Origin of the sequence: Aquamicrobium soli (assembly GCF_042646345.1) — a bacterium.
GTDB classification, from domain to species: Bacteria; Pseudomonadota; Alphaproteobacteria; order Rhizobiales; family Rhizobiaceae; genus Mesorhizobium; species Mesorhizobium soli_A.
Genome location: NZ_JBHRTK010000032.1, coordinates 1 through 16,046, shown reverse-complemented (window position 1 = coordinate 16,046; position 16,046 = coordinate 1). Strand labels below are relative to the sequence as shown.

Annotated in this window: 18 protein-coding genes and 1 pseudogene; 16 read left to right on the top strand and 3 right to left on the bottom strand. The window is 59.8% G+C overall.

From position 1 onward, the window contains the following. Positions 1-174 precede the first annotated feature (174 nt). From ACFOHJ_RS23585 to ACFOHJ_RS23550, 8 genes are read left to right on the top strand one after another with little or no spacing between them, the layout of a single operon-like run. A complete protein-coding gene (locus tag ACFOHJ_RS23585) occupies positions 175-717 on the top strand; it encodes a head-tail connector protein (RefSeq protein WP_378225398.1) in 543 nt (180 codons plus the stop codon). Beyond that, positions 714-911 (top strand): hypothetical protein, encoded by a 198-nt coding sequence (locus ACFOHJ_RS23580; RefSeq protein WP_378225396.1) that lies wholly within the window; start codon positions 714-716, stop codon positions 909-911. Before ACFOHJ_RS23585 ends, ACFOHJ_RS23580 begins: the two co-directional genes overlap by 4 nt. After that, positions 886-1,236, top strand: a complete 351-nt coding sequence (locus ACFOHJ_RS23575; RefSeq protein WP_378225395.1) for a phage head closure protein — start codon at positions 886-888, stop codon at positions 1,234-1,236. The genes ACFOHJ_RS23580 and ACFOHJ_RS23575 overlap by 26 nt, the downstream gene beginning before the upstream one ends. Then, the gene (locus ACFOHJ_RS23570; RefSeq protein WP_378225393.1) at positions 1,194-1,688 is read left to right on the top strand and encodes a hypothetical protein; all 495 of its coding nucleotides are present in this window, start codon (positions 1,194-1,196) and stop codon (positions 1,686-1,688) included. Before ACFOHJ_RS23575 ends, ACFOHJ_RS23570 begins: the two co-directional genes overlap by 43 nt. Further along, entirely contained in the window at positions 1,685-2,077 is a 393-nt protein-coding gene (locus ACFOHJ_RS23565; protein ID WP_378225391.1) for a DUF3168 domain-containing protein, read from the top strand. Before ACFOHJ_RS23570 ends, ACFOHJ_RS23565 begins: the two co-directional genes overlap by 4 nt. 18 nt (positions 2,078-2,095) lie before the next feature. Then, positions 2,096-2,551: a phage tail tube protein gene (locus ACFOHJ_RS23560; RefSeq protein ID WP_378225389.1), complete on the top strand. Its 456-nt coding sequence runs from the start codon at positions 2,096-2,098 to the stop codon at positions 2,549-2,551. After that, positions 2,548-2,955, top strand: coding sequence for a gene transfer agent family protein (locus ACFOHJ_RS23555; protein ID WP_378225387.1), 408 nt, complete (start codon positions 2,548-2,550; stop codon positions 2,953-2,955). The genes ACFOHJ_RS23560 and ACFOHJ_RS23555 overlap by 4 nt, the downstream gene beginning before the upstream one ends. Further along, a complete protein-coding gene (locus tag ACFOHJ_RS23550; RefSeq protein WP_378225386.1) occupies positions 2,955-3,101 on the top strand; it encodes a hypothetical protein in 147 nt (48 codons plus the stop codon). Before ACFOHJ_RS23555 ends, ACFOHJ_RS23550 begins: the two co-directional genes overlap by 1 nt. A gap of 37 nt (positions 3,102-3,138) precedes the next feature. On the opposite strand, the gene ACFOHJ_RS23545 is transcribed toward ACFOHJ_RS23550, so the two are convergent. After that, positions 3,139-3,435: a hypothetical protein gene (locus tag ACFOHJ_RS23545; RefSeq protein WP_378225403.1), complete on the bottom strand. Its 297-nt coding sequence runs from the start codon at positions 3,433-3,435 to the stop codon at positions 3,139-3,141. On the opposite strand from ACFOHJ_RS23545, the gene ACFOHJ_RS23540 reads away from it, so the two are divergent. From ACFOHJ_RS23540 to ACFOHJ_RS23510, 7 genes are all read left to right on the top strand, one after another. Beyond that, the gene (locus ACFOHJ_RS23540; RefSeq protein WP_378225401.1) at positions 3,322-5,559 is read left to right on the top strand and encodes a phage tail length tape measure family protein; all 2,238 of its coding nucleotides are present in this window, start codon (positions 3,322-3,324) and stop codon (positions 5,557-5,559) included. The genes ACFOHJ_RS23545 and ACFOHJ_RS23540 overlap by 114 nt on opposite strands. After that, positions 5,559-6,248 carry a hypothetical protein gene (locus ACFOHJ_RS23535; RefSeq protein WP_378225384.1) on the top strand — a complete coding sequence of 230 codons (690 nt, stop codon included), beginning with the start codon at positions 5,559-5,561 and terminating at the stop codon, positions 6,246-6,248. The genes ACFOHJ_RS23540 and ACFOHJ_RS23535 overlap by 1 nt, the downstream gene beginning before the upstream one ends. Continuing rightward, entirely contained in the window at positions 6,245-6,844 is a 600-nt protein-coding gene (locus tag ACFOHJ_RS23530) for a hypothetical protein (protein ID WP_378225383.1), read from the top strand. The genes ACFOHJ_RS23535 and ACFOHJ_RS23530 overlap by 4 nt, the downstream gene beginning before the upstream one ends. 12 nt (positions 6,845-6,856) lie before the next feature. Continuing rightward, positions 6,857-7,264, top strand: coding sequence for a DUF6950 family protein (locus ACFOHJ_RS23525; protein WP_378225381.1), 408 nt, complete (start codon positions 6,857-6,859; stop codon positions 7,262-7,264). Further along, complete coding sequence (locus ACFOHJ_RS23520) at positions 7,257-9,464, top strand: phage tail protein (RefSeq protein ID WP_378225379.1); 2,208 nt, start codon at positions 7,257-7,259, stop codon at positions 9,462-9,464. The genes ACFOHJ_RS23525 and ACFOHJ_RS23520 overlap by 8 nt, the downstream gene beginning before the upstream one ends. Before the next feature lie 40 nt (positions 9,465-9,504). Further along, positions 9,505-12,426 (top strand): hypothetical protein, encoded by a 2,922-nt coding sequence (locus ACFOHJ_RS23515; protein WP_378225378.1) that lies wholly within the window; start codon positions 9,505-9,507, stop codon positions 12,424-12,426. Between the two features lie 91 nt (positions 12,427-12,517). Further along, complete coding sequence (locus ACFOHJ_RS23510) at positions 12,518-13,369, top strand: glycosyltransferase family 2 protein (RefSeq protein ID WP_378225376.1); 852 nt, start codon at positions 12,518-12,520, stop codon at positions 13,367-13,369. Positions 13,370-13,395: 26 nt separating this feature from the next. Here ACFOHJ_RS23510 and ACFOHJ_RS23505 read toward each other — a convergent pair whose 3' ends face one another. Both ACFOHJ_RS23505 and ACFOHJ_RS23500 read right to left on the bottom strand, forming a co-directional pair. Further along, positions 13,396-14,217, bottom strand: coding sequence for a glycosyltransferase family 2 protein (locus ACFOHJ_RS23505; RefSeq protein WP_378225400.1), 822 nt, complete (start codon positions 14,215-14,217; stop codon positions 13,396-13,398). Between the two features lie 677 nt (positions 14,218-14,894). Continuing rightward, positions 14,895-15,452, bottom strand: a complete 558-nt coding sequence (locus tag ACFOHJ_RS23500; protein WP_378225375.1) for a hypothetical protein — start codon at positions 15,450-15,452, stop codon at positions 14,895-14,897. 138 nt (positions 15,453-15,590) lie between these two features. Between ACFOHJ_RS23500 and ACFOHJ_RS23495 the strand changes: the two are divergent. After that, positions 15,591-16,046, top strand: a pseudogene (locus ACFOHJ_RS23495) (hypothetical protein); the annotation flags it as partial.

Here is a 16,046-nt window from a genome sequence, read left to right as displayed (position 1 = left end):
GATGCTGGCCGGCATTGCCGGCACGGGTTTCTCTCTGTCTCCCGACGATGAAACCGATCGGTTCTCGGACACGGAAGCGGCAAGGCTTATCGATGCCGGATTCGCTGTTCCGGTCTCCGAGCCGAAGGTCGAGCGCGCCGTGAAGCCGTTGGCTCCGGAAAAGCGCGGCTGACCATGTGGTATCCGTCGACCGTCACGGAAGCGCCGACCACCGAGCCGGTGACGCTGGACGAGGTGAAACAGCAGTGCCTCGTCGACAGCGCTGACGACGATGATTTGCTGAAGCGCCTTATCAAGGCGGCCCGCTCGCATGTCGAGGAATACTGCAATGCTCGTTGGGCTGAGCAGACGCTTGCATGCCAGTGCGACAACTTCGCCGATTTCTCCCGCCTGTCCGAAGGGCCGCTGAAATCGGTCACGTCGGTGCAGTATGTCGCCGCCACTGGCGAAACGCAGACGCTCGATGCGTCGGTGTACGAGGCCCGCAAAGATGAGCTGGAGCCCTCAATCGCGCTCAAACCGGGGCAGCGGTGGCCGTCAATCCTGCCCGGTTCTCGCATCACGCTGACGGCGGTGTTCGGCGGCGACGTGCCGGATGCTGTCCACCACGCCATGCTGGTGTTCATTGATGCGGCCTACCACGTCCGCGAGAACCCGGAGCGGCCTGGCTGGACCGTCATGGACGTGCTGCTGTGCAATCATCGGAGAGGTGCGTGATGTGGTTCCGCTTTACCCGCGATTTTGATTTCTCGCCCGTCGAGCGTAATGGCCGCGTCACCGTCGCCTACAAGGCGGGCATGCTCCAGAACGTGACGCGCGCCTGCGCCGAGGCTGCTGAAAAGGCCGGCGCCGGCTCGCCTACGAAGACCGAAAAGGATCTTGCCGATGGCGATGCCGACAGGAGCCGGTGACCTTCGCGAGCGTGTCGCGTTCGACAAGCGCGGCACTGGCTCGGACGGCGGCGGTGGTGTCGTCACCACCTGGCAGGAACAGTTCCAGCGTCGTGCGGCTTACGTCCACCGCAACAGTGGTGAAGCGGTCATGGCTGACAGGCTTCAAGGCCGCCGCACCACACTCATACGCGTTCGATCCGACAGCGAGACCCGGACGGTTTCGACCGATTGGCGTGTGCGTGATGCCCGTGTTGGAACTGTGTTCAACATCGTCGACGTGACGCCAACCGTGGATCGGAAATGGGTGGATATCCTCGCCAGAACGGGCGGGCCTGCGGGATGAAGGTCAAGGGCAAGGAGAAGTTCCTCGGCCAGATCGCGGCTCTGCCGCAGGCGATGAAGGACGAAATCCTGAACGCGCTCCAGGTCTCGGCAGAAGAGACGAACGACCTTCAGAAGCGTTTCGTACCAAAGGACGAGGGCAAGCTCGAGCGGACGATCGGCTATGTCGTAGGCGACAAGGTGCCGGAGGGCGCTGCGATCACGTCGGCGCCGGCCAAGGGCGCGACCGACCTGACCGTTACCATGTATGCCGGCGACGAAACGACCATTGTCCGCAACAAGCGCGGCGTCGAATTCCAGAACGCTTTGCTTCAGGAGTTCGGCCGCAAGGTCAAGGGGCGCATCGTGAAGAACCCCTTCTTCTTTCCCGGATTTCGGCTGGGCAAGAAGCGGGCCAAGGATCGGCTGCGGCGCGCCGTCAGGAACGGTGCAAAGAAGGCTTTCAACAAATGATCGGCGACGGCCTGCAGAAGGCGATCTATGCCGCGCTGACGGCTGCCCCGGCACTTTGCGACGGCAAGGTGTTCGACACGGTGCCGATGGATACGCCAGCGCCCTATATCCATATCGGCGACTGCCAGGTGATCGACGAGGGCAATTCCTGTGCCGATAGCTGGGAATGCTACACCGATATCCACGTCTGGTCCGAGCCGGAAACCGGTAGCAAGCTAGAAGTGATGCGGATCGGCGCCCAGATCGTGCCACGGCTGCTCGCCATTGCCGCCGTGCCCGGCTTCACCATTGTCATCTCCACCATCGAAAACGTCCGCTATCTCGACGATCCGGACGGCGTTTCGAAGCACGGCGTCATCACCGTGCGCCACGTCCTCGACGAAGCCTAACCCTGAAAGGAACCAGATATGGCTACCCCCGTAGATTCCATGCGGGGCAAGCAGTTGCTTGTCCAGATCGGTGACGGTGCCGATCCTGAAGTATTCACCGCCGATTGCCTGATCAACACGGATCGCGGCCTCAGGCTCACCTCCGATACGACGTCGGAAACGATTTCCTATTGCGACGAGCCAGACTCGCCGGCGTGGACGGAAATCGACAAGAACGGTTTGACCGCGACCATCACTGGTTCCGGCAAGCTGCATACCACCTCTGTCGAAGACTGGTTCGACTGGTTCACCGGCAATGATGCCAAGAACTGCCGCGTCCTGCTGAACGGTGTTTCGGCCGGCAAGGGTGGCGGCCATTGGCAGGGTGCCTTCAAACTCACCGAGTGGGAAATCACCGGGCCCGAGCGCGAGAAGGTCACTTCCTCGGTTACGCTCGTATCGCACGGTCCCGTGACGTGGGTGCCGGCGGTATGAGCCGCCAGCGCGCCGCCATAGAACTGCCTTTCGGCGATGGGGATCATACCTTTCGCCTCGGGCTGGCCGAGATCGAGGAGCTGGAAGCCTCCTGCGATATGTCGGTGTTTCTGCTTCATGCGGCAGTGTCGGCCGATCTGCCGTTTGCCAAGCTGAAGCACCTGACCGAAACGATCAGGCTTGGCTTGATCGGTGGCGGCATGGTGCCGGTCTCGGCCCTTATGTTGGTCAAGCGCTATGTCGAGGAGCGCCCACTGCACGAAAGCGTAGCGATTGCCGGGGCAATCCTGCGCGCGGCGATCGAGCGTGTCCACACCAGCGATCTCGGTGATCCATCGGGGGAAGCGGAAGCGCCGGGGTCGAGCGTCTCGACTTCGGCGCCATCTACGGAGACGCCGTCCTGATGGGCGTCAAGGACGTGGGAAGCCTGTCCCTCGGCGAGTGGGCGGCTATCACGCGCCGCTGGAACCTCGCCCACGCAGAGAAGCCGGAAGCACCCACGGACGATGAGTTTGACCGTGCCATCGAAGCGGCGCGGTCAGTGAATTAACCGGCAGAAAGATACCATGGCGATCGAAGCAGAACGGCTACTGGCGATCTTCGAGGCGCGCTTCACGTCGCTTGAGAAGGCGCTGGCGAAAGCTCGTGGCGATGCCAACAAGGCTTTCGGCGACATAGAGGCTGCCGGCACGAAGGCGGAGAACGCTCTCGGCAATATCGGCAGGCGTGGCACGCCTGGCATCGACAAGGCGACGAAGTCGATCAATGCCTTGCGCAATCAGACGAGCAATCTGGCGGCACAGTTCAACGATATCGGCGTCCAGTTGGCCGGCGGCACGTCGCCATTCCAGATCGCACTTCAGCAGGGCACGCAGATCAACCAAGCTCTCGGCTCGGCAGGGGCTGGCGCGACTGTTAAGGCGCTCGGCGGTGCCTTCCTGTCCTTGCTCAATCCGGTTTCGCTGGCGACGATCGCGATCATCGCTGGCGGTGGCTATGCCGCGCAATATTTCCTGTCTGTGGTCCGCGGAAGCGAGAAATCGGCCGAGACGCTGAAGCAGGAAGCGGAACTGATCCAGAAAGTAGCCCAGGAATGGGGCGATGCTCTACCCGAAGTGAAGGCTTACGCCGAAGCGAGGGCGAAAGCGCTCGATCAGGATCGGACGCGTCAGGCCACAAATCTGACCATCGGTGCATACTTCGAGAACGCGAAGAGCGAGGTCGACAAGCTCGGGGAATCCATAACCGATCTGCTTTACCAGATGGGCAACCGGGCGGCCGGCAGGGAGCTGTTCGCTGACATCGAAAAGAAGTTTGCGGCGGTCAAGACGAGGATCGACGAAGGCGGAGACAGCACTAAGCAGATACAGGAACTGCAAAAGGCGCTGAACGCTGCCTATGAACAGATGCCGATCCCGCTGATCGAGAAAATCTCCGGGACCGTCGAGCGTCTGGCGCGAGGATGGGCCGATGTTGCCAAGCGGGCCGATGAAGCGCGCATATCGCAACAGAAGCACGAAGAAGTCGACATCTATGATCCGCGCGATCCGCGCTTTCAGGGTCCAACCGGACCGCTGCCGCGTACCGCCCCGGTTCCAACGGTGCGTCCGTCCTTCGAAGATATCGGGCAGTCGATCGACAGCATCAATTCTGCCATCAATGGTTTCGTGCAGCGCGTGGACAAGGCCGAGGGGCGCGGCAAGAACCCGGCCTCGTCAGCCTCGGGCGTCGGCCAGTTCATCGAATCGACATGGCTGGACCTGTTCCGGAAATACTATCCCGAGCAGGCGGCAAGCCTTTCGCGTGATGCGATCCTCGATCTTCGCAAGAACGCGGACGTGTCATATGCGCTGATCAAGGCATATGCGGCAGAGAATGCAAAGGTGCTCCAGGCTGCTGGCGTCCATGTCGACGAGGCTGCCTTGCAACTGGCGCATTTCCTCGGCGCTGGCGATGCGGCGAAGGTTCTGAATGCTGCGCCCGGAACGCCGCTTGCCGGCCTGATCTCGTCGAAGTCGATCGCTGCCAACCCGACCATCCTCGGCGGTGGGCGCACCGTTGATGATGCGATTGCCTATGCCCAGCGCCGCGCCAACGCATCTGTCTCGGAAAAGTCGCCCGGTGATATCTTCCAGGGCAACATGGATCAGATTCAGCGCCGGATAGACCTCATCAACGCAGAGTATGAGGCGCAGGCCAAACTCAATCCTCTGATCAAGGACTATGGCTACCAGGTCGAATACGCGAAGGCCAAGCAGGACCTCCTCAATGACGCTCAGAAAGCCGGGATAGAGGTCACGCCCGAACTTGCGGAAAAGATCGACATCCTGGCGCAGAATTACGCCAAGGCCAAAGTCGCGCGCGACCAGCTTACCGAGAGCCAGAGAATGGCCGCCAGTGCGGCGCGCGAAGGTTCGGAATTCGGCAAGGACGTTCTCGGCGGCTTCATTCAGGATCTTCGTGCCGGCAAGGACGCCAGCGATGCGCTTGCCGACGCGCTCGGCAAAGTGGCGGACAAGCTGCTCGACGTGGCGCTCAACGATCTGTTCGGCCTTCAGCCGGGCGGTAACGGCACCGGCGGCCCGCTGTCGTTTCTCGGCAGCCTCTTCGGCTTCCTGTTTCGCGCATCCGGCGGCCCGATCCACGGACCGGGAGGGCCGAAGGGCGACAAGATACCGACGATGCTTTCGGACGGCGAATATATCGTCAATTCGGAGGCAACGCGGAAAAACCGCGCCCTTCTGGACGCGATCAACTTTGGCGGACTCACCTATCGGGCAGGTGGCGGCGCCATGTCCGGCCCGCCGGCCAGCCCCATCATCCGCAGCAGCGCATCGCGATCGGGCGGCGGTGACTATCTTGCGGTGGACGGCACCTTCAAGGTTGTAAACGGCAACCTCGTGCCGCTGGTGACCAACGTATCTGGTGTCGTCGCGGGCCGACAGGTCAAGTCGGCAAACCGTGCGCTGCCGGGACGCCTGGCCTCGCAGCAGGCAAGGGGGGTGTGATGCAGCGCGCTGTTATCGACCTTCCCTGTAATCTCGGTCCGAAAGTTTCGGACTGGGCAATCAACGTTCTCGGTCGTTCCGCCGGAGACGGCGTCACCGGCTCGGGGCAGGTTGTCTACGGGGCGCAACCGCGCTGGGAAGCCACGCTGACGCTAAGCGGCTTCGGTCGCGATCGCGTGCTCGCATGGGAGGCGGTCCGGGCCAAACTCAAGGGACGCGTCAACGTGCTTAGAGTGACCATCTGCGATCCATACCGGGCAACGATGGCAGAGATCGGTGTGCCACCTGGCGACGCTGGCGAGACGCCACACGAAGACGAAACGCTGTTCGACGATGGCACCGGGTACGATTACGAGCCGACGTTCCGCGCCACCGAGACTTATGAACGCGGCGCAGAAGAACTCGTCTTCGATCCGACGTCTATCGGCAATGCGTTGCAGCCCGGTCAGTGGTTCAGCCACGACGACTGGCCCTACAAGGTAACCGGCATCTGGCAGGAAGACGGCGGCTTGGCTCGAATTGCATTCGAGCCGCCGCTACGCCGGGAGATACCGGAAGGTGCAGATATCACTTTGCGCGCCACCGGCTTATTCGCGTTCGAAAGCGATCTGGAGGGTCGGTTGCCGCGTCAGCTCGGCAAATCCGGCGATGCAACGGTCAACCTGGTCGAATGGATATCCCGCCCATGAGCCTGCCGGATGATTATGATCTACGCTCGCCGGTTATCGCAGTCGTTGACCTCGTCGCGCTCGACACGACGGCTGGCCTGGTGCGTCTGCTTCTCGGCGACGATGGCTTCTTCTTCGATGTCAACGGCAACCAATGGTACGGATCGAAGCTGATCTCGACATCGGAGATCGACTTCAGCGTCAACGGCACCGCGCCGGCCGTCGAATTGACATTGAGCTTCATCCAGGACCCCGACGCAGAGGATCTGGTTGCTGCGGTCAAGCAGCACGGCGTTGCCGCTGTGAAGGGTCGGCCGGCACGATTCTATATCCAGTATCTGGAAAGTACCGGCCAGTTCTTCCGCCCGGTCTTCGCGCCGCAACTTCTGACCACGCGAACGATGATGAACCTGGATTATTCGTTCGAGGGGCCGCAGGTGCGCCGGCTGACGCTAACTGTCGAAGGCCCCTTCAATCTCAGGTCCAAGCCTGTAGGCGGTCGCTACAACACCAGCGATCATTCCCGTCGGCTTGGCCTGCCGCCCGGCACCATCAATCCATCGCTGGAATGGATGCCGAACAACACCTTTGACGATCAGCCGCTCTTCGGCCTCTGACAATCGGACATCATGGACAAGCTTTACGCGCACCTTCACCGGTCGATGGCGGAGCCTTTCGTGTGGGGCGAAAGCGATTGCATGCTCGACGTCGCGAACTACCTACTGCTTCTGACCGGGCATGATGGAGGCAAACGCTATCGCGGCCTCTACGACAGCGCCTTCTCCTGCCAGAAGGCGAGCGGGTTTCTGACCGACCCGGTCAAGCCCTTCGCCGAATGCGTCGCCGAATTCCCGCTCGCCACGACCACCGACCCGCAGCGTGGCGACGTGGGTGTGATCCTGGTGCAGGACGGCAGGAAAACGAAGGCGACCGGCGGCATCTGCCTCGGCCGCAACTGGGCTGTGAAAGCCGAACAGGGTCTGGTGATCGGCCCTTGCCTTGAAATTCTGGCGGCATGGAAGGCGCCCGATGCGTAAGCTCATCTATGCGGCGTTCCTGCTGGGAACGACGGCGCTTTACCCTGCGCCGGCTGCTGCGATGCCCCCGGTCGTCGGATTCCTTGGCGGGTTGCTGACCGCCATCGGTGCGCCGGCGCTCGGAGGCGCGATTGCAGGCATTGGCGGCTTCTCCGCTGCCGGCTTCGCCGCCGGTTACGGCTTTGCCGGCTCGCTGCTCGGTGGCGCGCTGATCAAGATCGGCCTGTCGCTCGGCATTTCCTACCTGACTTCGCTGCTGCGCCCGCGTCCTCCCGTGCCCAATCCTGGCGCGCGTCTGGTCAATATGCGCCAGGAGGTGAGTTTCTTCGATTTCGCCTATGGGTTGGTCCGCAAAGGCGGCCCGGTGGCATTCTGGAAGGCGACGGACGGCAAGCGCTATTATGACGTGATCCTCGCGGCGCATGAGATCAATCGTGTTCGGACACGGTTCCTCGACGAACCGGAGGTGACCCTCAACGGCACAGGCTTTGTGCAGGAGGCGTCTTTTAAGTCAGGCGGGCGCTCGCGCGTTCAGATCGCCGAATACCTGGGTGCCGCCGGCCAAGTTGCCGCCGCGATCCTGATGACGGCATTCCCTGCGCAATGGACTTCCGCCCACGATATGGCGGGCCTCGCCCATGCTGTCGTCGTCGCCGAAAATACCAAGCAGGAGGATTTCCAGAAGGTCTACAAGACCGGCCGGGAGCCCGTCTACACCGCCCTGATCGAGGCTAAGAAGGTCTACGACCCGCGCGACGAGACGCAGACGCTTGGCGTTTCATCGTCCTACAAATGGACAACCAACGCGGCTCTGATCATCGCTGACTGGATCACGTCACCGGATGGGCTGGGGCGCAGTGTCGATTGGGACGATGTGGCCGCCGAGGCGGACGCCTCCGATGTGACGGTTACGGACCGTAATGGCAACACGCACCCGAAGTGGCAGCTTTCCGGCGTCTATTCGGCCGCGGACGATCGAGAGACGGTAAGAGCACAGCTCGGTGTTGCCTGCGACTGCTTCTTTTATGAGGACAGCGAAGGCAAGGTCGGCTTCCACGTTGGGCGCTGGATTGAGCCGGATGTCACGATCGAAGACGACGATATCGTCAGCGTGCGCTACTCCGAAGGCCAGCCCGGCACCGAAGTCGCGAATGCCTTCGTTGTCGAGTACACCGAAGCTGCACAGGGTTACCGGCAGGCCGCGGCGGCGGCCTACGTCGTCGATGCGCAAGACGAAGCGTACAACGAGAGCAGCCTTCAGGTATTCTGGACGCCGAACCATAACCAGGCCGTCCGTGTCGAAAAACGCCTGCTCAACGTAGCGCGCGCTCAGTACACGCTGTCACAGGTCCTGAAATACCAAGGCGCTCGCCTGCTCACGAAACGGTTCTTCCGCCAGCACCATGTCGAGGCCGGCATCGACATGACGTTCGAGGTCGACAAGCTTTCCCGCAACGATGACGGGATTACGTGGACGGTGGAGGCGCATTCGGTCACGGGACCGCAGGATTTCGAGTTCAACGCGGCCGTTGAAGAGCCTGCACCACCGGCCCGTGGCTCCTTCGAGGTATCAAAGGATATTCCCGAGCCAGCCAATGTCGCGGCCGTTGTTGAGACCTTCTCGGGCGGGGCGGCGATCAAGGTCACGTGGGACGAAAGCCTGCGCGACAGCCTGCTTTACCAACTGCGTTTTCGCATCCACAATCCGGTCGGCGACTGGACAACGGTCAACGTTCCGCCGGGCCAGTTCTTCCAGCGCATTCTAGGCCTTGTCGATGGTGATGCGTACGACGTGCAGGCCCGCACAATCTCGGCGACCGGCCAGGCTTCGAAGTGGGTGCCAAACAGCGGTGGCAATGAGGACAGTCCGACGCTTTCGGTCACCATCGTGGTCGATCCGGTGGCGCCTATCGGCCTGGATACGCCAACGGCTTCAGGTGGGACGGGGCAGTTCAATGCCATCTTCACGACGAAGAATGACACGCATCTCGCCACCGTCGCGATTTACAAGGTCGCCAGCGGCGGAACGCTGAACCGCACCTCGGATATTGTCGCGCCGCCCTACGGTGTGTCACTCGGCCTCGGCTACTCCCTGCCGATCGCGTCCGCGGCGGGTGCTTTCGATATCTACATGGAACCGTTCAACCGCTCGGGAGTGGCAGGTCCACTCGCCGGGCCGTTCGGGGTGACCGTCTCCTAAACCACTTCCCGACAATCAGACTTCTGTAATGGAGAGCCGCATGGCCGTCCAAAAAGCAAACTATATCTGGCGCGATTTCAATACCGACGGCGTGCCGTCATCCGGCAAGAGTAAGCCGTCGAAGCGCTTGCTTCGTGAGCAAGGCACGTGGATCGAGGACATGATCAGCGCCGGCCTGTCCAACGGCGGCCTGATCTACGACACCAAGGCGAGCATGGATGCCGACCTTGCGCATGATGCGAATGCGTCTGCCTGGGTGATGACCGGGGCTGACGCTGGTATCTATCGCAAGTCGGGAGCGTCTGGCTCGGGCGCTTGGACCAAGATCGCCAGCCTGCCTTACAGCTACATCAAGGCGAGCAATGTCGGTGCGGGCTCGGCCAATGCGCTCCAGGCTACAACCGATATTCCGGTCCCGACTGCGGACGGTGCGGCGCTGATCGCCCTGCCGATCGCGGTCGACAACACGGCCTCGCCGGTCACGGTCAGCTTCAACGGCGGCCCTGTCCTCACCGTCAAGACCAGCGCCGGCAACGATGTCGCCCCTGGCGGCCTCAAGGCCGGCATGATCGTCTCCGGCTACGTGTCGGGGTCAACGTTCCGGCTCGTCAGCGACCAGGCGAGTGCTGCCATACAGGCGGCGGCGGAAGCGGCTGCGGCTGACGCTGAGGCACAAGTGACACTTGCGAACAATGCTGCCGGACGCGCATTGGCGATAGCAGACAGTTACGAGTCTCTCCAGAATGCCGTTGAACAGGCTGCAGGTTCAGCTTCGTCAGCGACGAATGATGCCGACCGCTCAGAAGCCGCGCGCGATATCGCAGAAGGCTACGCATCGGATGCCGTAAGCCAAGGTAACGTTCCGATCTATGCCACGATTGTTGGTATGGCCGGCTTGAGTGTTCCAACCGGGATCAACTCAATCCGTGTCAATGGTCGCAATGCGGCTGGTGACGGCGAGGGAGGGCAGTTCGTCACGTCTCCCAACGGCAGTCCCGACACGTTCGTTTCGGGCGACGGCCGGACGTGGTATCGAGCCTCCGGCGAAGCTCCCGTTCCGGTCCCTGCGCCGCTCGATCTGATGCAACGTCCTTCGATAACACCCTCGCTGCAGGGCGACAGGGCTAATTTGCTGCGGCTCCAAAAGGCGCTGGTGGATATCAAGACCGGGGCGCGCAAGGCGCTTAGCGTCATGTCAATTGGAGATAGTCTTGCGACGGTCACTCAGAATAATTTCTGGGGCGGCTTGGTGCATTACTTGAAAGGCCATTTCCCCGAGGAGATCGTTTGGAATTACCAGGGGATGACGCGCGCTGGTAATGTTCCGCAGGCGCGGGTTTTCGAACTTACAAGCGGCACGGCCACACGCAAGGTGAAGATGACATACGAATATGGCTTCGCCGGCACCTATATCAATTTTCTGGCCAGTCAGGGGGCGGCATTCTCATATGGCGGCTGGTCCATGTACTGTGACAACCTTTCCATCCCGATAATTCGGGAACCAGATGCGGGCTCGATCAAGATCGAGATAATGGAGACCGATCTTGCGAAGGGCTACAGTACGACAGGATGGCGCTCTCCGGCCGCAGCCGAAATTGTCAGCGGACATACACTCACCGGATCGGACCTGATTGTGAGCGCCGATGGCGCGGTTGGCCTCGATGTTGTCAAGCTGAGCTTCGCTACGCTGGAAGGACGAGTAATTCGCCTCACGGAGCAGGGCGGCGCCACCGTCAACATTCTTGACCCGTGGGGCGAAGTCCAATCGGCCTCAGCCATCAATATCTACAACGTGGCCGAGGCGTCTAACAACTTTGCGACTGCGAAGGCCGCGAGCGTTCCGCTCATGGCCGCATTGATAGCCGCATTTAATCCCGACGTCATCGTCGTTGCCTCCGACGACACGCTCACGGCCTATCAGAATTTCTTGCCGATGCTTCAAGCGACGCTTGAAAGCACTGGCCTTCCTGCTTCGCCCCTGGTCATCCTTGTCGGGAATCTCGGCATAGCGCCAGACAAGGGCGTTTCGGAACCAGAGCTTAAAACGCGCATCGATTATTGCGCGAACTACGCGGTACAGCGAGGTTGGGTCAATATTGACGGCATGGCCGTTGGCCTGGGCATAGATAATCTGACGCGTCTCGGCATAAATGGCGATGGTGTACACTTGCCGTCGTTCCCTCTCGATTATCTGGCCTATTGCTGGATGGATGCATCGGGCTTTCTGCCGCAGCGCCTGGACCTTCCAGGCGGGAACATCGCCACGCGGGCAGACATAGCCAAGGCAAAAGGCGCGCGACAGATCAATGCGGCAGACCTATCGCATGTGATGATGTCGCAGGTGATTGTCGACACGGGTTGGATGGGGTGGGCCTTTTCGACAAGTGGCGGTGGGTCAGGACAGAAAGGAAACAGCTATCTGTCCTTAGCTACAGGTTCAGCGGCAGCTGGTTCTGTTCGCGCCTACATCAACGACAGTGAGAACCCAGTGGGTCAGAATACCCAGGGGCGCATGGTGACTAACATCCCTGGTGCATGGTCGCTTCTTTGTCGCCTCGTAAATATGACGGCTTCAGGGGTTGCGTGGATAACGGCTTCAGAGGTCGCTTGGAACGCTGGGTTTGGTCCTTTGAGCGGCCCGGGTTTTGGCTTCCGCGTCCGCGATACAATTATCGAGGGCGTCGCATGGAATGCTGGAGCATTGGGCGTCACGGGGCTAAACGTCACTAAGACAGATGGTGCTCAATCGTCCTTCTCAAGGCTAGAATGCATATGGACACCCTTTGCAGTTAGTGGCGCTGTTGGAACCGTAGAGTTCTTTGTAGATGGGAATAGTATCGGAACGCTTCCGTACACACACAGCGGCACTGTTAAGCCTCCAGCCATCAACCTGACCAATGGCGCTGACGCGATTAACAACCAGATCCATGTGCTGCCGCCGCGGGTTCTGGTTGTGAGGTAAACGCCAGCATCGACATTGCAGCCCGTTCCCATTCAGTTGCAAACCGTTTCTGACCTTCATATAACCGTTAAATATGCGGGGGGTGGTAAAGATGAGCATAAATCTTCCAGACGTAACTGTCGTCGTACTGTCTTATAATAGGAAGGATCAGCTTCAAAAGACTGTAGCGCATCTGCTTGGTATTACTGAAAGAACAGGCTGCGAATTGATCATCGTCGATAACGCCTCAACGGACGGTTGCATGGATGAAGTGAGGCCTATGGTACAAGGCCGTATTAACGTAAGACTTATCGAGAACGATCGAAACGCGGGTGTATCTGAAGGGCGCAACATCGGGTGGCGCGCCGCCTCTCGGAATTTCATCCTCTCAATGGACGACGACATCCTAATTTCAGAGTACGACATCCTTGAAATGCTCGACCTTGCGCAGCGTAACAGGGATGCGGGTATCGTGTCTCCAGACATTGTTGACACGAGAACAGGGAGAACGCTTAACGGCGGATCGATCGAAGTAAATGGTTGCGCCTCGTTTTTCTATGAAGGATGTTTCTTAATCTCGCGGGCCGCTATCAGCGACATTGGGTACCTAGACGCGATCCTTGAGGTTGCAGGGGAGGGGATGGACTACTCGCTGAGACTTCGCGCTGCAGGTTACAAGATCAGGCGTTCCCATGCTGTTAAGGTGGGGCATGTAGATCGCGCTCGATCCAATGAAGAGTCTATCGATCGCCGAAAGCGATGGCTCTGGTCTTTTAGTTACTTGTATTGGAAAAACCTGCGACCGCCGATGGCTCTGTTGCGAACTTGCCGGAACCTTCTCTCCCACGCAAAGACAGGCTTGGCATTATTCGGCCCCTCATTCGTCTTATCTTTGCCAATGATTGCGTACCGCGGCGCCGTAGCGGGCTACACTGCACGGCTAACCAATAACAAAGGTCTCTGACTCGCCTTGGTCATTTGCTCCTCGACTTAGAAGGATATGGCAGCTGAGATGGAGCCTGCCGCATGTGCGATACCAAGGGGCAGAATGAGCCATTTGCTGGCCAGGAGCTCTGGTGGGTAGGGGTAGCGAGCCCTATCCATAACTGTTCGTATGTACTTGAGGTTTCCAAGAGCTGTCCGCCAAGGTGCTCTTCGGCTATTTACCTTGTGGAACAAGGCATTCCGGCGGCCTCGTCTGAATTGATCAATCATCGCTGACAAAATAGTATCGGGATAACGGTGGAATGTTACGATCAACGGATCCCAGATTGGTATTCCGAACTTCGGCAGAGCCCTAGCGTTCAATTCGCTGTCTTCACCTATACGGAGGCTCTCATCGAAATTTCCTAGTTTCTCAAGCACCTTTCGGTCGTAAGAGAGGCTGAAGCGTGGTGCTTTGTCTGAAGGAGTTTCTGGGAGCCGCATCATATGTGTAAGTGCGCATGAAGCCCAAGATGCAGTCGTTACCGAGCCGCAGCGACCCGGCATCGGGCGAATCGCAGAAGCAACGGTAGGGGCACCTTTCTTATGGTGCTTCAATCTGAGTTTGAGGGACTTCGGTCCTGCGATGCAGTCCGCAGCAAGAAATGTGACGAACGGCGCACGAGAGTTTTCTATTCCAATGTTTCTTGTACCGCCTGCGAATTGACGGTCGGGCGTCTCGAGTAATTTGATCTGATCACCGAAGTGGGCAAGTCGGTCTTTGAGGCTCCCCTTTCCTGTGTTGACGACTACGACCTCTACAGGGATGTCCTGATCCAAGACGGAGCGTACAGCCTCCAACGTAAGGGGGGCCGAGTTCGTTGACATTATGATGACGCATATTTCTGAGCTGCCATTCAATCTCGCTAGCGGCTCCAGCAATTCGCTGTCATCGGAACTTCTCGGCATCAACTCCTCCCAATAAACCAGCTTCATCAAACCACCGCTGGTTGGGCAAACCGGGCAGAATGATCGTACACCAAGATTCTGTCTCGGCAATAGAAAGCCCGGCCGCCGAAGAAGGCCAAGGCGACCGGACCCTGGGGTGCCAGCTGCCGTTCGGAGACAGTCAAGCGGACTGATCCTATTCCCCGCCAAACTCGAAGGAAATTACCCGGCCATCCACCATTTGGCCGATGACGGTTCGGTAAGGGTCAACCGTGGACGGCAACGGTTGTTCCTACTCGATGTTACGGGTGGTTTTGGATGTCTGCTGTCCTTGGTCGACCGACTGCGACGGCGTGGGCTCATTCCAGACGGAGCTAACGAGAATGGGCAACAGTGTACTAGTTATTGCACCGGCTATAGCGCCGATGATCGCCGCCCTTATGGTCGATCGGTTCGATGCAGTTGCGTCAGTACCGGAGTTCCTCTGTTCCAGCTTTGCAAGGCGTTCACGGAGATCTGCGACGTCTCGCCAATCAACTCCGTCGAATTCTCGAGGGACCCCGTAGACGACATGCTGCCTAAGATCGGCGGGAAGTGTGGGTTTCGCGCGTGTTCCTTTAGCCATCTGCGCCACCCATCTGGTGCTTCTGGTGGAAGTAGGCTTCTAGGTTCTCGATCTCCTGTGGCGTTAGCGGTGCGCGACCGATAGTTACCAGTTCAGCGAGTCTGAACGTGGCTGGGTCGGTCTCCTGAAGGCTCGCGCCGACCGAATGCGCCCCTTCTTCGACGGGGCCGCCGAAGTCGCCCGTAGCGACCAACTCGCCGGTGAGCACCTGTCCTTGGACAGAGATGGTGACGCGAAGCGTCCGGAGAGTCGTGGCAGGGTCGAAAGGATCACAGATAATCTGAACCATGATCCAGGTAGTTCGAAGGGCAAATTTTTCTGGCGGAATAGGGATCGTCGAGAATTGGGCGCCTGTGCGATCGGTGATCACGCAACTAAGCCGGTCAAGTATGTCGAGTTGAATGAGGAGTTGGGGCGATCCGCCGATCCGACTGCCCATCTCGGCAATAACTTTACGCCGCATCTGGCCGGTTGGAGTAACGTTGATAACGGCGATCCACGACCAGCCCTTATCAAAGCTCCAATCCAACTTGCCGTTCAACTGGCTCATGCTTCCCCCGTCCAGGCAAGCTACGCCTGCGTATTGATCGAGTCGAGACCTACTCTTCTAGCAGGCTGCGTGATGTCAAAAGGTCACAAGACCCCTTCTGTCTCGCTGATTTAGCAATCAATCGAAAGGATCATCACCATGACGAACGCACCCTCGGGCGCGGGCGACCGCTATTACGTGTACCGCCCGGTCCTCAATCTCATCGGCACGTCCGAAGGCACCGACAAGGGCCGCGGCTACAACGAAACCCTCGGCTACGGCATCATGCTCGACGGCAAGGTGACCAAGGGCAAGGGGCCGACCATCGATCTGGTGTCGATGACGCTGGATCAGGTCGATGCGGTCCAGACCCGCATGCTCAAGGACCCCGACAACGGCCGCCTGAACTCGTCGGCGGTAGGGCGGTATCAGGTCATCCGCACGACGCTGCGGGCGATCCGCAAGCAGTTGCCCGGCCGTTATCCCGGCTCCCGCAAGTTCGACGCTGACTGCCAAGACGAGATCGCCTGCTACCTGCTGGGCCAGCGCGGCATCGACAAGTGGCTGGCCGGCCGGCTCTCGCTCGACACACTCATGCGCAACCTGGCGCAGGAA